The organism is Calothrix anomala FACHB-343, assembly GCF_014696435.1.
In the GTDB taxonomy this organism is placed as follows: domain Bacteria; phylum Cyanobacteriota; class Cyanobacteriia; order Cyanobacteriales; family Nostocaceae; genus Aulosira; species Aulosira anomala_A.
Window position 1 is genome coordinate 58,343 of the sequence record NZ_JACJQG010000016.1, and the last position, 14,061, is coordinate 72,403.

At 39.4% G+C, this 14,061-nt stretch carries 13 protein-coding genes; 7 read left to right on the forward strand and 6 right to left on the reverse strand.

Annotated features, from left to right (window positions below):
• Positions 1 to 45: 45 nt before the first annotated feature.
• Positions 46 to 234 carry a hypothetical protein gene (locus H6G08_RS11415; RefSeq protein ID WP_190541921.1) on the reverse strand — a complete coding sequence of 63 codons (189 nt, stop codon included), beginning with the start codon at positions 232 to 234 and terminating at the stop codon, positions 46 to 48.
• 261 nt (positions 235 to 495) lie between these two features.
• On the opposite strand from H6G08_RS11415, the gene H6G08_RS11420 reads away from it, so the two are divergent.
• Positions 496 to 1,296 (forward strand): RMD1 family protein, encoded by an 801-nt coding sequence (locus tag H6G08_RS11420; protein ID WP_190541924.1) that lies wholly within the window; start codon positions 496 to 498, stop codon positions 1,294 to 1,296.
• Positions 1,297 to 1,600: 304 nt separating this feature from the next.
• Here H6G08_RS11420 and H6G08_RS11425 read toward each other — a convergent pair whose 3' ends face one another.
• Together H6G08_RS11425 and H6G08_RS11430 are read right to left on the reverse strand one after the other, a co-directional pair.
• A complete protein-coding gene (locus tag H6G08_RS11425) occupies positions 1,601 to 3,211 on the reverse strand; it encodes an acyl--CoA ligase family protein (RefSeq protein WP_190541928.1) in 1,611 nt (536 codons plus the stop codon).
• A gap of 127 nt (positions 3,212 to 3,338) precedes the next feature.
• Positions 3,339 to 4,007, reverse strand: a complete 669-nt coding sequence (locus H6G08_RS11430; RefSeq protein ID WP_190541931.1) for a ribonuclease T2 family protein — start codon at positions 4,005 to 4,007, stop codon at positions 3,339 to 3,341.
• 243 nt (positions 4,008 to 4,250) lie between these two features.
• Here H6G08_RS11430 and H6G08_RS11435 point away from each other — a divergent pair, with 243 nt between their 5' ends.
• Entirely contained in the window at positions 4,251 to 4,913 is a 663-nt protein-coding gene (locus H6G08_RS11435) for a CAP domain-containing protein (protein ID WP_190541934.1), read from the forward strand.
• Positions 4,914 to 4,968: 55 nt separating this feature from the next.
• Here the strand turns inward: H6G08_RS11435 and H6G08_RS11440 are convergent, their stop codons facing one another.
• Together H6G08_RS11440 and H6G08_RS11445 are read right to left on the reverse strand one after the other, a co-directional pair.
• The gene (locus H6G08_RS11440; RefSeq protein ID WP_190541937.1) at positions 4,969 to 5,172 is read right to left on the reverse strand and encodes a hypothetical protein; all 204 of its coding nucleotides are present in this window, start codon (positions 5,170 to 5,172) and stop codon (positions 4,969 to 4,971) included.
• Positions 5,173 to 6,285: 1,113 nt separating this feature from the next.
• Positions 6,286 to 6,777 carry an orange carotenoid protein N-terminal domain-containing protein gene (locus tag H6G08_RS11445; protein ID WP_190541940.1) on the reverse strand — a complete coding sequence of 164 codons (492 nt, stop codon included), beginning with the start codon at positions 6,775 to 6,777 and terminating at the stop codon, positions 6,286 to 6,288.
• A gap of 252 nt (positions 6,778 to 7,029) precedes the next feature.
• Between H6G08_RS11445 and H6G08_RS11450 the strand changes: the two genes are divergently transcribed.
• The 3 genes from H6G08_RS11450 (at position 7,030) to H6G08_RS11460 (ending at position 10,443) form a co-directional block, all read left to right on the forward strand.
• Positions 7,030 to 8,574, forward strand: coding sequence for an FAD-dependent oxidoreductase (locus tag H6G08_RS11450; RefSeq protein ID WP_190541943.1), 1,545 nt, complete (start codon positions 7,030 to 7,032; stop codon positions 8,572 to 8,574).
• Between the two features lie 180 nt (positions 8,575 to 8,754).
• Positions 8,755 to 9,462 (forward strand): actin-binding WH2 domain-containing protein, encoded by a 708-nt coding sequence (locus H6G08_RS11455; protein ID WP_190541946.1) that lies wholly within the window; start codon positions 8,755 to 8,757, stop codon positions 9,460 to 9,462.
• A gap of 273 nt (positions 9,463 to 9,735) precedes the next feature.
• Positions 9,736 to 10,443 carry an actin-binding WH2 domain-containing protein gene (locus H6G08_RS11460; protein WP_190541949.1) on the forward strand — a complete coding sequence of 236 codons (708 nt, stop codon included), beginning with the start codon at positions 9,736 to 9,738 and terminating at the stop codon, positions 10,441 to 10,443.
• A 187-nt stretch (positions 10,444 to 10,630) separates the two neighbouring features.
• On the opposite strand, the gene H6G08_RS11465 is transcribed toward H6G08_RS11460, so the two are convergent.
• A complete protein-coding gene (locus H6G08_RS11465; RefSeq protein ID WP_190541951.1) occupies positions 10,631 to 13,213 on the reverse strand; it encodes a CHAT domain-containing protein in 2,583 nt (860 codons plus the stop codon).
• A gap of 165 nt (positions 13,214 to 13,378) precedes the next feature.
• Here H6G08_RS11465 and H6G08_RS11470 point away from each other — a divergent pair, with 165 nt between their 5' ends.
• Together H6G08_RS11470 and H6G08_RS11475 are read left to right on the forward strand one after the other, a co-directional pair.
• Positions 13,379 to 13,666, forward strand: a complete 288-nt coding sequence (locus H6G08_RS11470; protein ID WP_190541954.1) for a hypothetical protein — start codon at positions 13,379 to 13,381, stop codon at positions 13,664 to 13,666.
• Positions 13,666 to 14,010: a type II toxin-antitoxin system VapC family toxin gene (locus H6G08_RS11475; protein WP_190541958.1), complete on the forward strand. Its 345-nt coding sequence runs from the start codon at positions 13,666 to 13,668 to the stop codon at positions 14,008 to 14,010. Before H6G08_RS11470 ends, H6G08_RS11475 begins: the two co-directional genes overlap by 1 nt.
• Positions 14,011 to 14,061: the final 51 nt, after the last annotated feature.

Here is a 14,061-nt window from a genome sequence, read left to right on the forward strand (position 1 = left end):
GCGATTCGTCCACCTTTATTTTATTAACTGGCTCCCAGCAAATGATTAGCCATTTAACTTAATTACACCTTGATTCACTAAATTTTCCAGTTGAGAATTATCCTGTATTTGTGCGCGGACTAATCTTATCTGCTCGTGGCTGAGAATATGTAGCCCTGGGCGGATAATATAATCTTTGAGGGTGACACTTGGCGGCTGCTGGCTGTCTGTGCGATTGTAAGTAATGGAAGGCATATTTGCACTAAGTAGTAGAGAACTAAGGCAATCGGAATATTTCACTGTTACCCCTACAGCTTGACACAGCTTTTTCAACCAGAGGAATTTCTCAGATTAAGACTAGTAAAGTGTTCAACGAGCAACAAATTAACTGCTACTCATTGATTGGTAGCGGTGGACAGGTTTATTGGTAAGCTGAGATTGTGTTGATATCCGAAAATCTCGAAGTAATTGCGATCGCTACCACAATAAATGAACAGGCAGAGTATTAGCGCGACTATGCAAAAACTCCTTTTTAACGAAAGAGGTAGCTTGAGAGCGCAAGCCCTATTCCTTGGTAAGAAAATTAACTTACAATCATTGGATAATTACGTTTGCTTGGCGACTATGCCATTAATGGTTTCAGTAGGCGAACATGGCTGTGCGGTACTGTTGAGCTATGGTGCAGTTGTCTTATTTAACCTTGAGCCTGTAGAAAAGATAGACTTCTTGACTAAACTATCCTCTCAAGTTATTGACGCTTTTGCTAACCCAGAAACAGAAGAGGTAGAAATTCAACTCAAACTGGCTGAAAGTGAGAGAGTTAAGGAAGGAAAAATTTTACTCCATGATTTTAATGTAGAACGCTTGCAAATCGTGGCTGATATTCTCGCTAAAAGTGTTGTACTGTCTCATTATGAAACTAGCCTAGCTACTGTATTCGATCAAATTGAACCGTTTGCTGCTAGTCTTCAGAGTGAACATAGAAGTAAACGCCAAAGTCGGGAATTACTGCGTCAACTCGGTACTACGTTATTAGTTCAACATAAAATTGTGGGACGAGTAGAGATAATTGATAAGCCAGAGTTACTGTGGGAATCTCCACAACTAGAAAATTTATATTTGCGCTTAGAAGATGAATACGAAATTCGTGAGCGTCACCATGCTTTAGAACGGAAATTAGAGCTAATTTCCCAAACTGCACAAACAGTTCTGGAGTTCATGCAGCATAGCAGTAGTCAACGAGTAGAGTGGTATGTGGTAATTCTCATTGTGGTGGAGATTTTGCTGTCACTATATGACATAATTTTTAAAGGCTAAAGTATCACCTAAAGGTTGTGATGCGCTGCGGTTCGATTCGATTCAAAATTGTTTGTGATATGTGAATTGTCGCGAAGAAGGGCGGGGTTTCCCATTGGTGTCAACTTAAGCTCAAAACTTTTCTCTATCTCGTTTCCAGCCTCCGGCTGGAAATGCGTATTGCGAGGCTCTGCCTCGTCTTCTGAATAAATTGAGGCAGAGCCTCAGGATCATCGCTCCCACGCAGAGCATGGGAGCCAGTTAGGATAAGGGTTTCGCGTTAAGTTGACACCAATGGGGGAAACCCCGCCCCTACGGGTTGCAATTAACCGCCGAAAACTTTCTTTTCAAAACCTACCCATTCTTTTGCACGTAATAGATATTTTTGAATTTTACCTGTGCTGGTTTTGGGTAAATTTGTAAATTCAATCTTTGTCGGACATTTAAATCCTGCTATGTGCTGGCGACAAAATTGAATTAATTCTTGTTCTGTAATTTCCACTCCCTCTTTTAAGGTGACAAACGCTTTGGGAACTTCGCCGCGTTTGGGATGGGGTATAGCAATTACTGCACACTCTAACACGGCTTCATGGCGATAGAGACATTGTTCAACTTCAATACTAGAGACATTTTCGCCGCTAGTAATGATGATATCTTTCATGCGATCGCGAATTTCAATATAACCGTCAGGATGCATCACCGCTAAATCCCCGCTATGAAACCATCCGCCTCTAAATGCCCTTTCTGTGGCTTCTGCATCGTTATAATAGCCTGTCATCACCATATTTCCTTGCATCACCACCTCCCCCATTGTTTGTCCATCTGCGGGGACATCATGCATATTTGCATCGACTACTCGCAAGCCATCCGCACCTATATAAGGTACGCCTTGACGCGCTAAAAGTTTGGCTTTTTCCGTAATATCTAAATCTTGCCAATCTGCTTGATATTCACCCACGGTATAAGGGCCATAAACTTCTGTTAAACCGTAAACATGGATAATCTTGGCACCAATTTCGCTAATTTTAGCAATTAATGTGGGTGAAGGTGGTGCGCCTGCTGTGGTGATGGTGAGAGGTGTTTTTAATAATGGCGGACAATCGCGATTATTTAATAGCGAAATTAAAATTACAGGTGCAGCATTTAAATGTGTGACGCCTTCTTGTTGAATTAATTTCCAGACATGGCTTGGGTTAAATTTCCGCAAACAAATATGAGTACCACCAATAGCAGTTACCGCCCAAGTAAAACACCAACCATTGCAGTGAAACATCGGTAAAGTCCAGAGATAAACTGAGTCTGGTGTTAATGTAGTTTCAATAATTTCGCCTAAAGAATTAATATATGCGCCTCGGTGAGAATACATGACGCCTTTGGGTTTACCAGAAGTACCGCTAGTATAATTAATCGAGATTGTTTCCATTTCATCAGTAATTACCCAAGATACAGGCTCAGGATTACCAGTTTGCAGAAAGGCTTCATAATCCTCACCCTCCAAAGGTGCGAATTCGGCTATATCGCTGATATTAATGATATGTTTTACCGTCTCTAAACTATCTTGAATTGGTCGAATAATATTAGCTAACTCTGTATCGACAAACAAAAATTTAGCCCCGCAATCATTCAAAATATAGGCAACTTCTTGAGGCGCTAATCGAGTATTAATAGCTACTAAAACGCCACCAGCCAAAGGTACAGCAAAATGGGCTTCTAGCATGGGGGGAGTATTGAAACAAAAAAAGGCGACGCGATCGCCTTTTTCTAATCCACTATGACGCAACCCTGAGGCTAGACAATTTATCCTAGCTGTAAATTCGCCGTAAGTGAAGCGTTTTTGTTGATATATAATCGCGACTTTATGACTATATACTTTAGCATTACGTTGAATAAAGGTTAACGGAGTAAGAAGGCTGCGATAAACTAATTCAGGGTTCATGGCTAATGCTAATTGTGAGGATTCACAAGCAGCATATCATTTGTTAAGTCGGTAGGAGTAATTAAAGATAACTAGCTAGGGCTGTCATTTGTCATTTGTCATTGGTAAGATTTTTAGTACATACTGACTATCGAACATTTCTTACCAGAAAATCTGCTTGTCCGCAGCTTTTTTTAGATCTGTTGAGAATTTCTTGGCTACAAATACCTGGTTTACCGTCCTTAGAATAGCAGAAGAAAACTTCTTGTAAAAATCTGCCAGAACCAGAACAGTATGGAGCGATACTATTAGCATTTAATTCTGGATTAGCGTTGACAAACAAATTTTTTAGTCCTTGAATTGTAGTACGAAAAGGTTTAGCAGGACGGTTATAAGCTGGGGGAATAGCCACAGAATTTTTTAACTGTTTAGATAATGCTAAATATTCTGCAGGCGTTTTCCCAGAACAAGTACCATGTTTTTCCCATTCATGGCTGTAAAGCTTATCGCTAGGGAATAAACCCGGAAATTGCTGTTTTACTGTTGCAGGTAATTTTTCTCCTGTACAATTAGCCGGATAACCTTTTTGATACTGAGGCCAAAGTCCATGTAAGACAAAACCGAGTTTCTTACCGGCTTTGCATTGCTGTGGATCGCGATCGCTATTTTTGGCACAATAATCAGGCGACCAAGATAAAGTTAATACGTAAAAGTCAAACTGTCCAGGAGTTCCGCGATTTTGGGCGCTAACGGCGTTAGGTACCGCCAAGCTGGTAATTACTAGAGAAGATGCAACCAGGATGTTCTTCAACTGCATATCAGGCGTCAGTATTTGGTGTAATGTAATTTACGCCATCTACCTTAACTCAGTTGCGTAAAAATTGGAAAAATATAAAATTATTGCAAAATTTTCCTTGCCAGTATTCATCAAGACACTTTTTCTGGCAAAATGCATTTTAGGCATTGGTATTAATATTGCTCAGGGTTTGCGAAATTAAACCGCACACAACTGTAGCATCTACTAAATTTTCTATGCACCCCTAAAGCTTGGATAACTCAAATGAGGACAGAACGCAAAGTTAATATTTGGTGGCGATACGTTCTCTTATTTACGGCGCTTTTAATTTACAGCCCGACTTTTCATTTTGTTAGCCAGGCTTTACGAGGACATCCACTCGATATTAACTATTTTGCTAGCGAACTTTCTCCCAAGAAAATTTTTTCTGGTGGTTTGGATAATGGCGATGGTGGTGCAGACTGGAAAATAGGCAAACCAAAAGCTACAATCTGGAATGCAGAACAGTTGCGTTCTCTACCAGAAATTAGAACTTTTGCTTTAGATTTAGTAAACCGCGATCGCAATTTAAATAGTTTGTCAGCTTTAAAGGAAGATCCTCTACTTTCTTTAGCCGCGCAACTTCATGCAGAGGATATGCTCAAGCGCAATTATTTCGATCATACCTCTCCTGAAGGTATGCGTCCGCGCGATCGCTATCTTGCATTAGGTGGTAATCGCCGGGTTGGGGTTGGCGAAAATATTGTCAAAGGAAAAACCCAAGGTTTTGGTTTAACCTACGGAGAAGCCGAAAAGTTTCAACGGGGTTGGATGTATAGTAATGGACACCGGGAAAACCTTCTGACAGTTGAATACAGCAAATTTGGTTATGGAATTGCCACTGGCTTAGATGGCAGAATTTATGCAGTGCAAATGTTTGCTGATTGACTTTCGGTAGTGAGTACCAAAGTACTCACTACAAACCTTTGATTATTGATATTAGCTATAAACCTCTATCTGCTGCTAGCTGACGCAGTTTTTGGACTAATTCTCTACCATTATCTAGCTGACGTTTAGTCCCTAAATCGATCAATTCACGTTCAATTTGCTGGCGATCTATAGCGTCACCATCGAGGTAAAATCCACACACTATATCTACCATTGCATCTGTATTTTGGTTAGTTAAGCGTATCAAACTTTCTATCATGCCTAATCTCCAGAATTACTTGTAGTTAGCCTGGAGTAGGTAACAAAGCATAGTATAATCATCGGTCTACCTGCCCAGACTTATCTTATCCTTCCCGTGATTGTACTGAAACTAACACTTCTATGTGTTAAGAAATGTTCTAGCGATCGTTAAAATCACTCACACCCTCAGAAAATATTCGGTTAAATTGTGTAATATTTCTTCACGCTTACACAAATTTTGGTAGAAAGCATCCGATTACTTTTAAGCAATATAAAACCCTGAGTCACCCCAGGGCAGGCTAAAAAGTAATATACCAGCAATATAAATTATCGAACTGTTGACCGTAAAATCTTCTCGTCCGTTTGGTATATTTAACTATCTATCTAAAGGATTAAATAGTCATCATCAATGATATGTAACAAATGTCACATATAAAGATAAATTTTGAGATACAACAGATTATCGGTTGGTGAGGTATAGATGATTGTTGATTGTAGGGGCACTGGCACTGCCATGCCCCGAAGCGCTTAATTAAATAACCAACACTGCGAGCAAATCCTATCTCTCAACTTTTTTTTAATTAATGCTTTAGGTAGATATTGGATTGTCTAGCTAATTCTAAACTCATGTTTGGTAGGACACTTATGTAACGACTCACACGTCTTTCCTCACATTAATTATGTGGGGATTTTATTTTGTCTAATAATTCGATGTGATGATTAGAACTATTTTTAATATTTGTAGTGCGAGCATCTTGCCCGCGCGAGCAAGATGCTCGCACTACTTATTTTTACTTGATGCTTAACTACAAACTCTAAGTCACAATTTCCGCATGGGGTGATTATATCGCAATATCATTGCAATACATAAGGGTGAACATAGCTCAATACGGTTCAGTTAAGGATAATTGTAGGTTGGGTTGAACGAAGTGAAACCCAACAAACCCCTGGAAATGTTGGGTTTCGTTCCTCAACCCAACCTACGCAGTTTATGGTTTTTGGCACTAACTGAACTGTATTGGAACATAGCTATCAAAAGAATAAAATAGAAAAATATTAAGCTTCCCATAGTATTAAACTATAGGAAGCTTGTGTTCTGTTAGAGACTATAACAGAGGCAAAAGGTTAATTTTTAAAGTCCCGCACCGGCTTTTGCTTCAGCACCCATTGGTGCAACATAATCGCGGAACAGGGTAATTTGTTGCTCAAAAGCTAGATTTTTAATTCTATCTAACAAAGCTTTAGCTTGTGAGGGAAGTTGATAATCTCCAGGTATAGGGATGATAGTACCGTTATCCATACCTTGAGATAAGCGATACCAAAATAGTAGCTTAGTTGTTTCGCCTAATGAACCATATTGGCGAGAGATTTGGGTATCAACTTTGTTAATTAAATCCCGTTGAATTTGTAATTGTTGTTCGTGGGATAGTTCTTGAACTTGGTTAAACAAACCTTCAGCAATTTCTGGGGAAACGGTGCTAGCACCGGGTGCTGCTGGTGTGATTGCTTTACCCATTTCTTTGTAGATGAACCAAAACAAAGCGAGTTGTTGATCTACATCTAATTGTCGCCAAGCTTGAACATGTTCTCTGATAGTTGGATCGCCAGTTTGGGTGTATGTCATTACAAACTCCGCTTGTGATTTCTTTTTGTTTTATGTCACAAATAACCGTAACAAAGTTACATCCGTGGTTTAACCCTACTGAAGATAGAACATTAGGTATTAGTCATTAGTCATTTGTCAGAGACGCGATGAACCCTTGTCTGTACAATTTTCATTTGTTATTGGACTTTTGACGGTTGACTTTTGATCTGGCAAAGATATAAGAAGATTGAATTTCCCTCTATGCTGAGAATTAAGCATTACAGAGGGTTTATGAGCATCACTGAAGATATTCTTTCCCAATTACCAGGGGATGTGATGGCTGGTTTACGTAAAAGCGATCGCATCTTAGCATCCCTGCGAACCGATAAATCACCAATCCCATCGGTAGTTAAGGAAAATAATCAACTTTTAGATAGCGTAGACTGGGATGTAATTGTCTGCGGTGGTACTTTAGGGATTTTAATTGGCTGTGCTTTAGCTGTTAGGGGTGTGAAAGTCGGGTTAATTGAACGGGGGATTCTCCGAGGTAGAGAACAGGAGTGGAATATCTCCCGTAAAGAGTTAGAGGTATTTGTAGAATTAAATCTGCTAACTCATGCAGAATTAGAAACAGCGATCGCTACTGAATATAACCCAGCGAGAGTCAGCTTTTCTGGTGGTACGGAAGTTTGGGTAGAGGATGTTCTCAATATTGGTGTCGATCCGGTATATCTATTAGAGACATTGAAAAGCAAATTTTTAGCTGCTGGGGGTGAGTTATGGGAAAACACCCCGTTAACTGAAGCTGTGGTTCATCCCAATGGGGTGATGGTAAATAATCAACTGAAAACTCGGTTATTAATCGATGCGATGGGAAATTTTTCGCCAATTGCTCAGCAAGCCCGTCAAGGAGAAAAACCTGATGCTTTATGCTTAGTTGTGGGAAGTTGCGCTCAAGGTTTTCCGGAAAATAACACTGGTGACTTGTTGTTATCATTTACATCCTTGCACAATCAGTGCCAGTACTTCTGGGAAGCTTTTCCCGCTAGGGATGGAAGAACCACCTACTTGTTTACCTACATGGATGCGCACCCACAACGTATAGGTTTAGAAGATTTATTTGCCGAATATCTCCGCCTTTTACCAGAATATCAGGGTGTGGAATTAAATCAGTTAAAGTTTCAACGGGTACTGTATGGCTTCTTTCCTACATATCGCCAAAGTCCCCTGAAAACTCCGTGGAATCGCATTCTCCCAGTAGGGGATAGTAGCGGTAGTCAATCACCTTTAAGTTTTGGTGGTTTTGGCGCGATGGTGCGTCATCTCAAACGGTTAACTTTGGGGATTGAAGAAGCATTACAAACGGATCAATTATCTGCAAAGGCGTTGAATTTACTGCAACCTTATCAGCCTAGTTTAGCCGTAACTTGGCTATTTCAAAAAGCTATGAGTGTGGGGATAAATCAAAATATTTCCCCAGAGCAAATTAACCAACTGCTTGCAGTTGTATTTGCACAAATGCAAAAGCTAGGGACAACAGTACTCAAGCCGTTTCTGCAAGATATAGTGCAGTTTCCAGCCTTAACTAAAACACTTTTTAAAACAGCTTTAGCAAATCCCGGATTAATTGTCAAAATAATTCCCCAAGTTGGCTTGCTGAATTTATTAGATTGGGTGGTGCATTACATTAATTTAAGTGTTTATACTGCCTTATTTTCCTTGAGTACAATGTTAGAAACATGGATGAAGTATCTACCACAGCAACAACAATATTATTGGCATCGTTTAGTTGATAGCTGGAAATATGGCTCTGGTAGTGACTATCAAGACGGGTAATACAAATTCAAAATTCAAAATTCAAAATTCAAAATTAAGAAAGCCATATTTAGCAAGGTTTTTAAGTTTGGATCTGTTGCTGAATTTTGGAGAATTGGTATAACTTAACAAAACTCAAGACGCGACGATCTGATTAGCGATCGCTCGCGTTTTTCTCAAAAACCTGGTGTGAGGATTAAGATGATTGAACGGCAATCTTCGGGGATAAAATACTTTACAGTTTTGATTGGCTTATTGCGCGATCGCCAAAATTTTTTAGAAGAAATTACCCAAGGAATTAGATTACCCAATAAAATCATTTCCCTATTGGTTTGTAGTTCCCTATTTCTCGCTATTTATGGCGGTATTATTGGCGCATATCATAGCTGGATGCAAGCTTTATCTTCAGCAGTAAAACTACCAGCGCTTTATTTAATTACCCTACTGATTTGTTTACCCACCCTGTATTTTTCTAATATTATTTTCGGTTCCAAGCGCACCTTTGGACAGCATTTCGCCCTAGTATTAACGGCAGTATCGGTCACGAGTGTATTGTTATTTAGCTTTGCACCAATTACGCTGTTTTTCTTAATCACTACCAATAATTATCAATTTTTAATTTTACTCAATGTTGTGATATTTTCCTTTACCGGATTTATCGGTATTTCTTCCTTATACCAAGCTACAAGCGTGGTATTAGAACAAAATGATGATGAAAGTACAAAAACACGCCGCAAGATTATATTTTCCTGGCTATTTTTATATGCTTTCGTGGGTAGTCAATTAGGATGGACTCTCAGGCCTTTTTTTGGTACACCCGGTTCTATATTTCAACTATTTAGAGATAGAGAAGGTAGTTTTTACCTCAGCGTTTTACAAGCTATCGGCTATCTCTTAGGAATTCGTTAGGGGCTAGGGATTAGACTTAATTGTAGGTTGGGTTGAGGAACGTAGACGCGGAAGCGGCTTCCCGTAGGGTAACCCAACATTTACGTAACTAGGGATTAGGGATTAGGGATTTTTATATTTATTTATGAAATTTTTTCATAATTAATTGACTTAAAAAAGTTATTTCTCCCTTGTCACCCTTGTCCTCCTTGTCCTCCTTGTCCTCCTTGTCCCCTTCTCTGCCTTCCCTTCAAGACAAATTTTAACACCAACTTACTTAACAAATTTATCAACATGCTTGAGAAGCCATCTTACAAAAATCAACAGTTTGCGATTCTCATCAGTTTACTGCGCGATCGCCAAGGTTTTTTAGAAGAAATTAGCCAAGGAATCAGATTACAAAGTAAAACCAGCGCCTTGTTTGTTTCCAGTTCTATTTGTTTTGCGATTTACGGCGCAATTATCGGCGCATCTCACAGTTGGGGACAAGCAATATCTAGTGCCATTAAGCTTCCCGCATTTTATTTATTAACGCTGATAATTTGTTTTCCTACCCTCTTCTTTTTTAACGTTCTCTTTGGTTCTCGCAGCAGTTTTCAACAGCATTTCGTCGTTTTACTTACAGCTGTATCAGTAATTAGCGTGCTGTTATTTAGCTTGGCTCCCGTGACGCTATTTTTTATGATTACTGCGCCCAATTCTTACCAATTTTTTAAACTGCTAAACGTGTTAATTTTTGGTATCACAGGTATTTTTGGAATTAAGTTTCTCTATGAAGGAATGCAGTTACTTTCTAAACAAGATGAAGTAGGAAAGAAAACCCGCACGACGATTTTAAGATCCTGGTTATTTTTATATGCTTTTGTTGGGATGCAATTGGGATGGTTTTTAAGACCATTTTTTGGCGCGCCTGGTTCTAAATTTGAGTTATTCCGCGCTGTCAGTGGTAACTTTTATCTAGATATTGTTGCCGCAATTTCGGAAATTTTAGGTGGGCGTTAGATTAACCCCATGCAGTAGTTCATAGGGAGCATCCCAATTTTGACGCAATACCCTCAAGGGTATTGCTATACCAACAAAGCCTGCCTTCGCAGGCTATCAAACTTTTAGCCTGCGAAGGCAGGCTTCGTATTTCTAGCCCCACCCTTATAGGGTGAGGGCGTTTTTGCACATTTGGGATGCTCCCAGTTCACAGCCAATTACCAATGAGTATATATGCCGACCAAAAGCGGGGTGCTTTGTATTGGGGATCTTTCAATAACTTTAGCTGGGCTAGGCGCAAGGCTTCAGCTTTGCTAACGTTACCATGCTGAAGTTCTTGATAGAAAAGTCCGACAAATTTAGCTGTTGCTGCATCATTAATATCCCACAAAGACGCGATCGTACTTCTTGCCCCGGCGCGAACTGCAACTCCAGCTAAACCGAGTACAGCGCGGTTATCGCCGGTGGCTGTTTGGCAAGCACTTAAAAATAATAGTTCCATGCTGCTAGATTTGCCACCTTCGCGACTGCGCAAAATACTATCGAATTGGGTAACATTAATGGGGCCATCGGCAGCCAAAATAAAGGTATCTTCAGCACGGGAACTAAATTCACCGTGGGTAGCTATATGCACTATGTTAAAATTACTAGAGTTAATTTTGCTTTCTAAGGCTTTACTGGTAAATTGCTGTTCTAGAAGCTTGGTTGTCTCTACTCCGGTGTTAGCAATTAACTCAAATTCCTCTTCAATGGCAGGTAAGGGCGGATATTGAGAAAACCCTGGGGGAGAATTGATTAATCCGGCGGTAATAACTCTGAGTTTCTGTTTTGCTAAGGGGTGAGGATCGAGGAGTTGCAAACCGAGATTGAGAGAAACAGCATATTTCTCTAATAAATATTGTTTACCATCATGCAAAGCTGCCATTGGCACATTACGTAAAGTCCCATCTAGCAGAAACACTAGAGTTTTGACGCCAGCAGTTTGTAATTCTGACTCAATCGGTTGAATTAGCAAACTGTAAAGCTGCTGTAACTGTTTTTTTGTAGCTTTGCTAGTATATTGTTGATTGAGATTGAATCTTAGTTGATTCGCTATTTTCTCGACTTCTGCTTGCGGTATGTTGGTGGCATAATGTCGCAGGGGTTGTTTGGGAATTTTGACGATTACTTGGAGTGATTCTGGCAGAATTATCGGGTAAAAAATAGCGGCAGTGGGATTATCTTCGTCTACTAATTTATCTAGTACTACTGTTTGACCTTGTAAACAAGCTTCGCGGAAAAAGTTATCTAATTCGGCTAATTGCAAGGCTTCAATGCGTTGGCGAGCTTTCTCTAGAATTTTTTCATCCGGTTTATCGGCTTGAGAGCGCAGTAATATTTCTACTGATTCCCGATATACTGGCTCGACACTGTCACGAAAAGATAATTGCACATCTTGGTTAACAGTTACTAAGTCACTGCGGAGACTATCTAGGGTTGCTAAACTCCCATCATAGGCAAGAATTGCATCTTGAATATTTCCTTGTGCTTTGAATATCCTACCCAATTGCCATTGCCAGCGATAAGCTATTTCTGGTGCGTTGTGAGTTTGGGTTAAAAATAAAGCCTGCTCGGTGAGTTTTTGCGCTTCATTCCACTGTTGTGTTTGTTCGTAGAAATGCCCTAAAGTACCGAGTCCATAAGCTTCTGCTCGTTTATCGCCTAAATCACGGGCTTGTTGAATGGCGCTAGCTATGAGTTGGGAATTCTTAAGTGTTAAATTTTCTCCCCCTAATTTCAGCAGATTTTGGACAAAGTTAATCCGCGCATAGATGGCTAAACTACTGGGGGGAAGTTGGGCGATTTGCGATTGAATTTCTGGTAATAAAGTTTGCGCTTGTGCAGATTTACCCTGTTCAATCATTAATTTCAATTGATTCAGCTGTGCTTGGACTTTGGTTAGGGGTGAAGGAGCGATTTTAACTACTTGTTGATAAAATACCAACGCTTCTGTGATTTTACCTTCAGCATGAGCGTTATTCCCCAAGCTTAATAAACTGGCGGCTACATGATCAAAAGATTGCAACCGTTGAGCAATTTCCAGACTTTGCTGTAAAACCTTTTGCGCTGCTGATAAATTACCAGCTAATTGCAGACTATCACCAAGCGATCGCAAACTGACGACTTTTTCTAAAGAATCTGGTTGCGATTGTAACTGCTGCTGTACTTGGTTCAGTAATTTTATGGATTTTTGATAAAAACCTTGGATGCGTAAAACTTGAGCTTGATTGATTTGCGATCGCACTACGCCACTATTATCGTTTATTTTGGTATATATCTCTGCTGCCTGTTGCCAACTCCTCAAAGCTGCATCTGTTTGTCTCATACTTAATTGCAGACTAGCTTGCACATCTAGCGATTGAGCGAAAACTCCTAAATTCGCCGTTTTCTCGGAATTCGCTGTTAATAACTTAAGACTAGCTGTAATTGCTTGTTGGGCTTGATTCCAATTGCCCAGTTCTTGATAAGCTAGAGATAAATTACTCAAAGTTGCCGCTTGTCTGAGGGTATCGCCCTGCTGTTGATATTCTTTAACTGCTTGCTGTAAAAATTTCACAGCTTCCGCAAATCTGCCAGCATCATATAATTTTTTCCCCTGTTCTAAATTAGAGATAGCGACAGAGATTGATGTTTGTACATTTATGGGATTATTAGCAACAAATTTACCCATAGCTGGTGAAACATGGGTGCATATTATTGTAGTTGCTACTACCAGCGCCAAAAAAGAGTATAGTTTATTTTTAAATTTCATTGCAGTATAAAAGACGCAAGGAAGTTCTTATTCAGTAATTAATCTAACTATTTTATTTAGGTAGATTCCTATTCGATTATAATATTCAATGGCTATCAGCAATAATTACGTGTAAAAAATAACGCCGCAAAAAAGCTAATTAACAATTACAGGAGCTAATCATATATGAAATTTAGAGGCATAAAACGCGGTCAAAACATTGAAATATTAGAACAAATGCATAATATTCCTGACGGTACAGAAATCATAGTAGATTTAGAATTTATTGAAAGTCAAATTACAGAAACACAACACCCCCTAACAGAAACAGAAAGACTAGCAAAAATAAATCAATTATTTGGAGCTTGGAAGAACCAACCAGAATTAACCGAAATTTTTACAGAAATTGACCAACAACGACATAATTATCAAGGTGGAACTATAAATTCAATCGATAATCAAGATAACGAATAATGTATCTATTAGATACCAATATATGTATTGCACTACTCAATGAAAACCCCCTAGCAATTACTAAATTTAATCGCTTTTTCAGTCAGTGCTATCTTTCTATCATTGTAGTTTCGGAACTATATAAAGGTATTTATTGTTCTCAACATGTAGCCAAAAATTTGGAAATATTAGCACAGTTTACAGAACTCTTACCAGTAGAACCTTTTCATATTGAATTGGTATTAACTGTCAACTGTCAACCGTCAACCGTCAACCGTCAACTGTCAACTGTCAACTGTCAACTGTCAACTGTCAACAGCCCTCACGATGGGTTGTGCAACTTACAGCAATTTTCAGGTAAATAGACCACACTGTAGGGGCACGGCATCCACAATCTTCTCATATATACAATAATC

Bases quoted from the DNA above. Each gene is read 5' to 3' on its own strand.
- H6G08_RS11450 (WP_190541943.1), top strand. From the start codon at position 7,030: ATGAGCATCACTGAAGATATTCTTTCCCAATTACCAGGGGATGTGATG.
- H6G08_RS11470 (WP_190541954.1), top strand. From the start codon at position 13,379: ATGAAATTTAGAGGCATAAAACGCGGTCAAAACATTGAAATATTAGAA.
- H6G08_RS11460 (WP_190541949.1), top strand. From the start codon at position 9,736: ATGCTTGAGAAGCCATCTTACAAAAATCAACAGTTTGCGATTCTCATC.
- H6G08_RS11475 (WP_190541958.1), top strand. From the start codon at position 13,666: ATGTATCTATTAGATACCAATATATGTATTGCACTACTCAATGAAAAC.
- H6G08_RS11415 (WP_190541921.1), bottom strand. From the start codon at position 234: ATGCCTTCCATTACTTACAATCGCACAGACAGCCAGCAGCCGCCAAGT.
- H6G08_RS11435 (WP_190541934.1), top strand. From the start codon at position 4,251: ATGAGGACAGAACGCAAAGTTAATATTTGGTGGCGATACGTTCTCTTA.
- H6G08_RS11420 (WP_190541924.1), top strand. From the start codon at position 496: ATGCAAAAACTCCTTTTTAACGAAAGAGGTAGCTTGAGAGCGCAAGCC.
- H6G08_RS11465 (WP_190541951.1), bottom strand. From the start codon at position 13,213: ATGAAATTTAAAAATAAACTATACTCTTTTTTGGCGCTGGTAGTAGCA.
- H6G08_RS11425 (WP_190541928.1), bottom strand. From the start codon at position 3,211: ATGAACCCTGAATTAGTTTATCGCAGCCTTCTTACTCCGTTAACCTTT.
- H6G08_RS11430 (WP_190541931.1), bottom strand. From the start codon at position 4,007: ATGCAGTTGAAGAACATCCTGGTTGCATCTTCTCTAGTAATTACCAGC.
- H6G08_RS11455 (WP_190541946.1), top strand. From the start codon at position 8,755: ATGATTGAACGGCAATCTTCGGGGATAAAATACTTTACAGTTTTGATT.
- H6G08_RS11440 (WP_190541937.1), bottom strand. From the start codon at position 5,172: ATGATAGAAAGTTTGATACGCTTAACTAACCAAAATACAGATGCAATG.
- H6G08_RS11445 (WP_190541940.1), bottom strand. From the start codon at position 6,777: ATGACATACACCCAAACTGGCGATCCAACTATCAGAGAACATGTTCAA.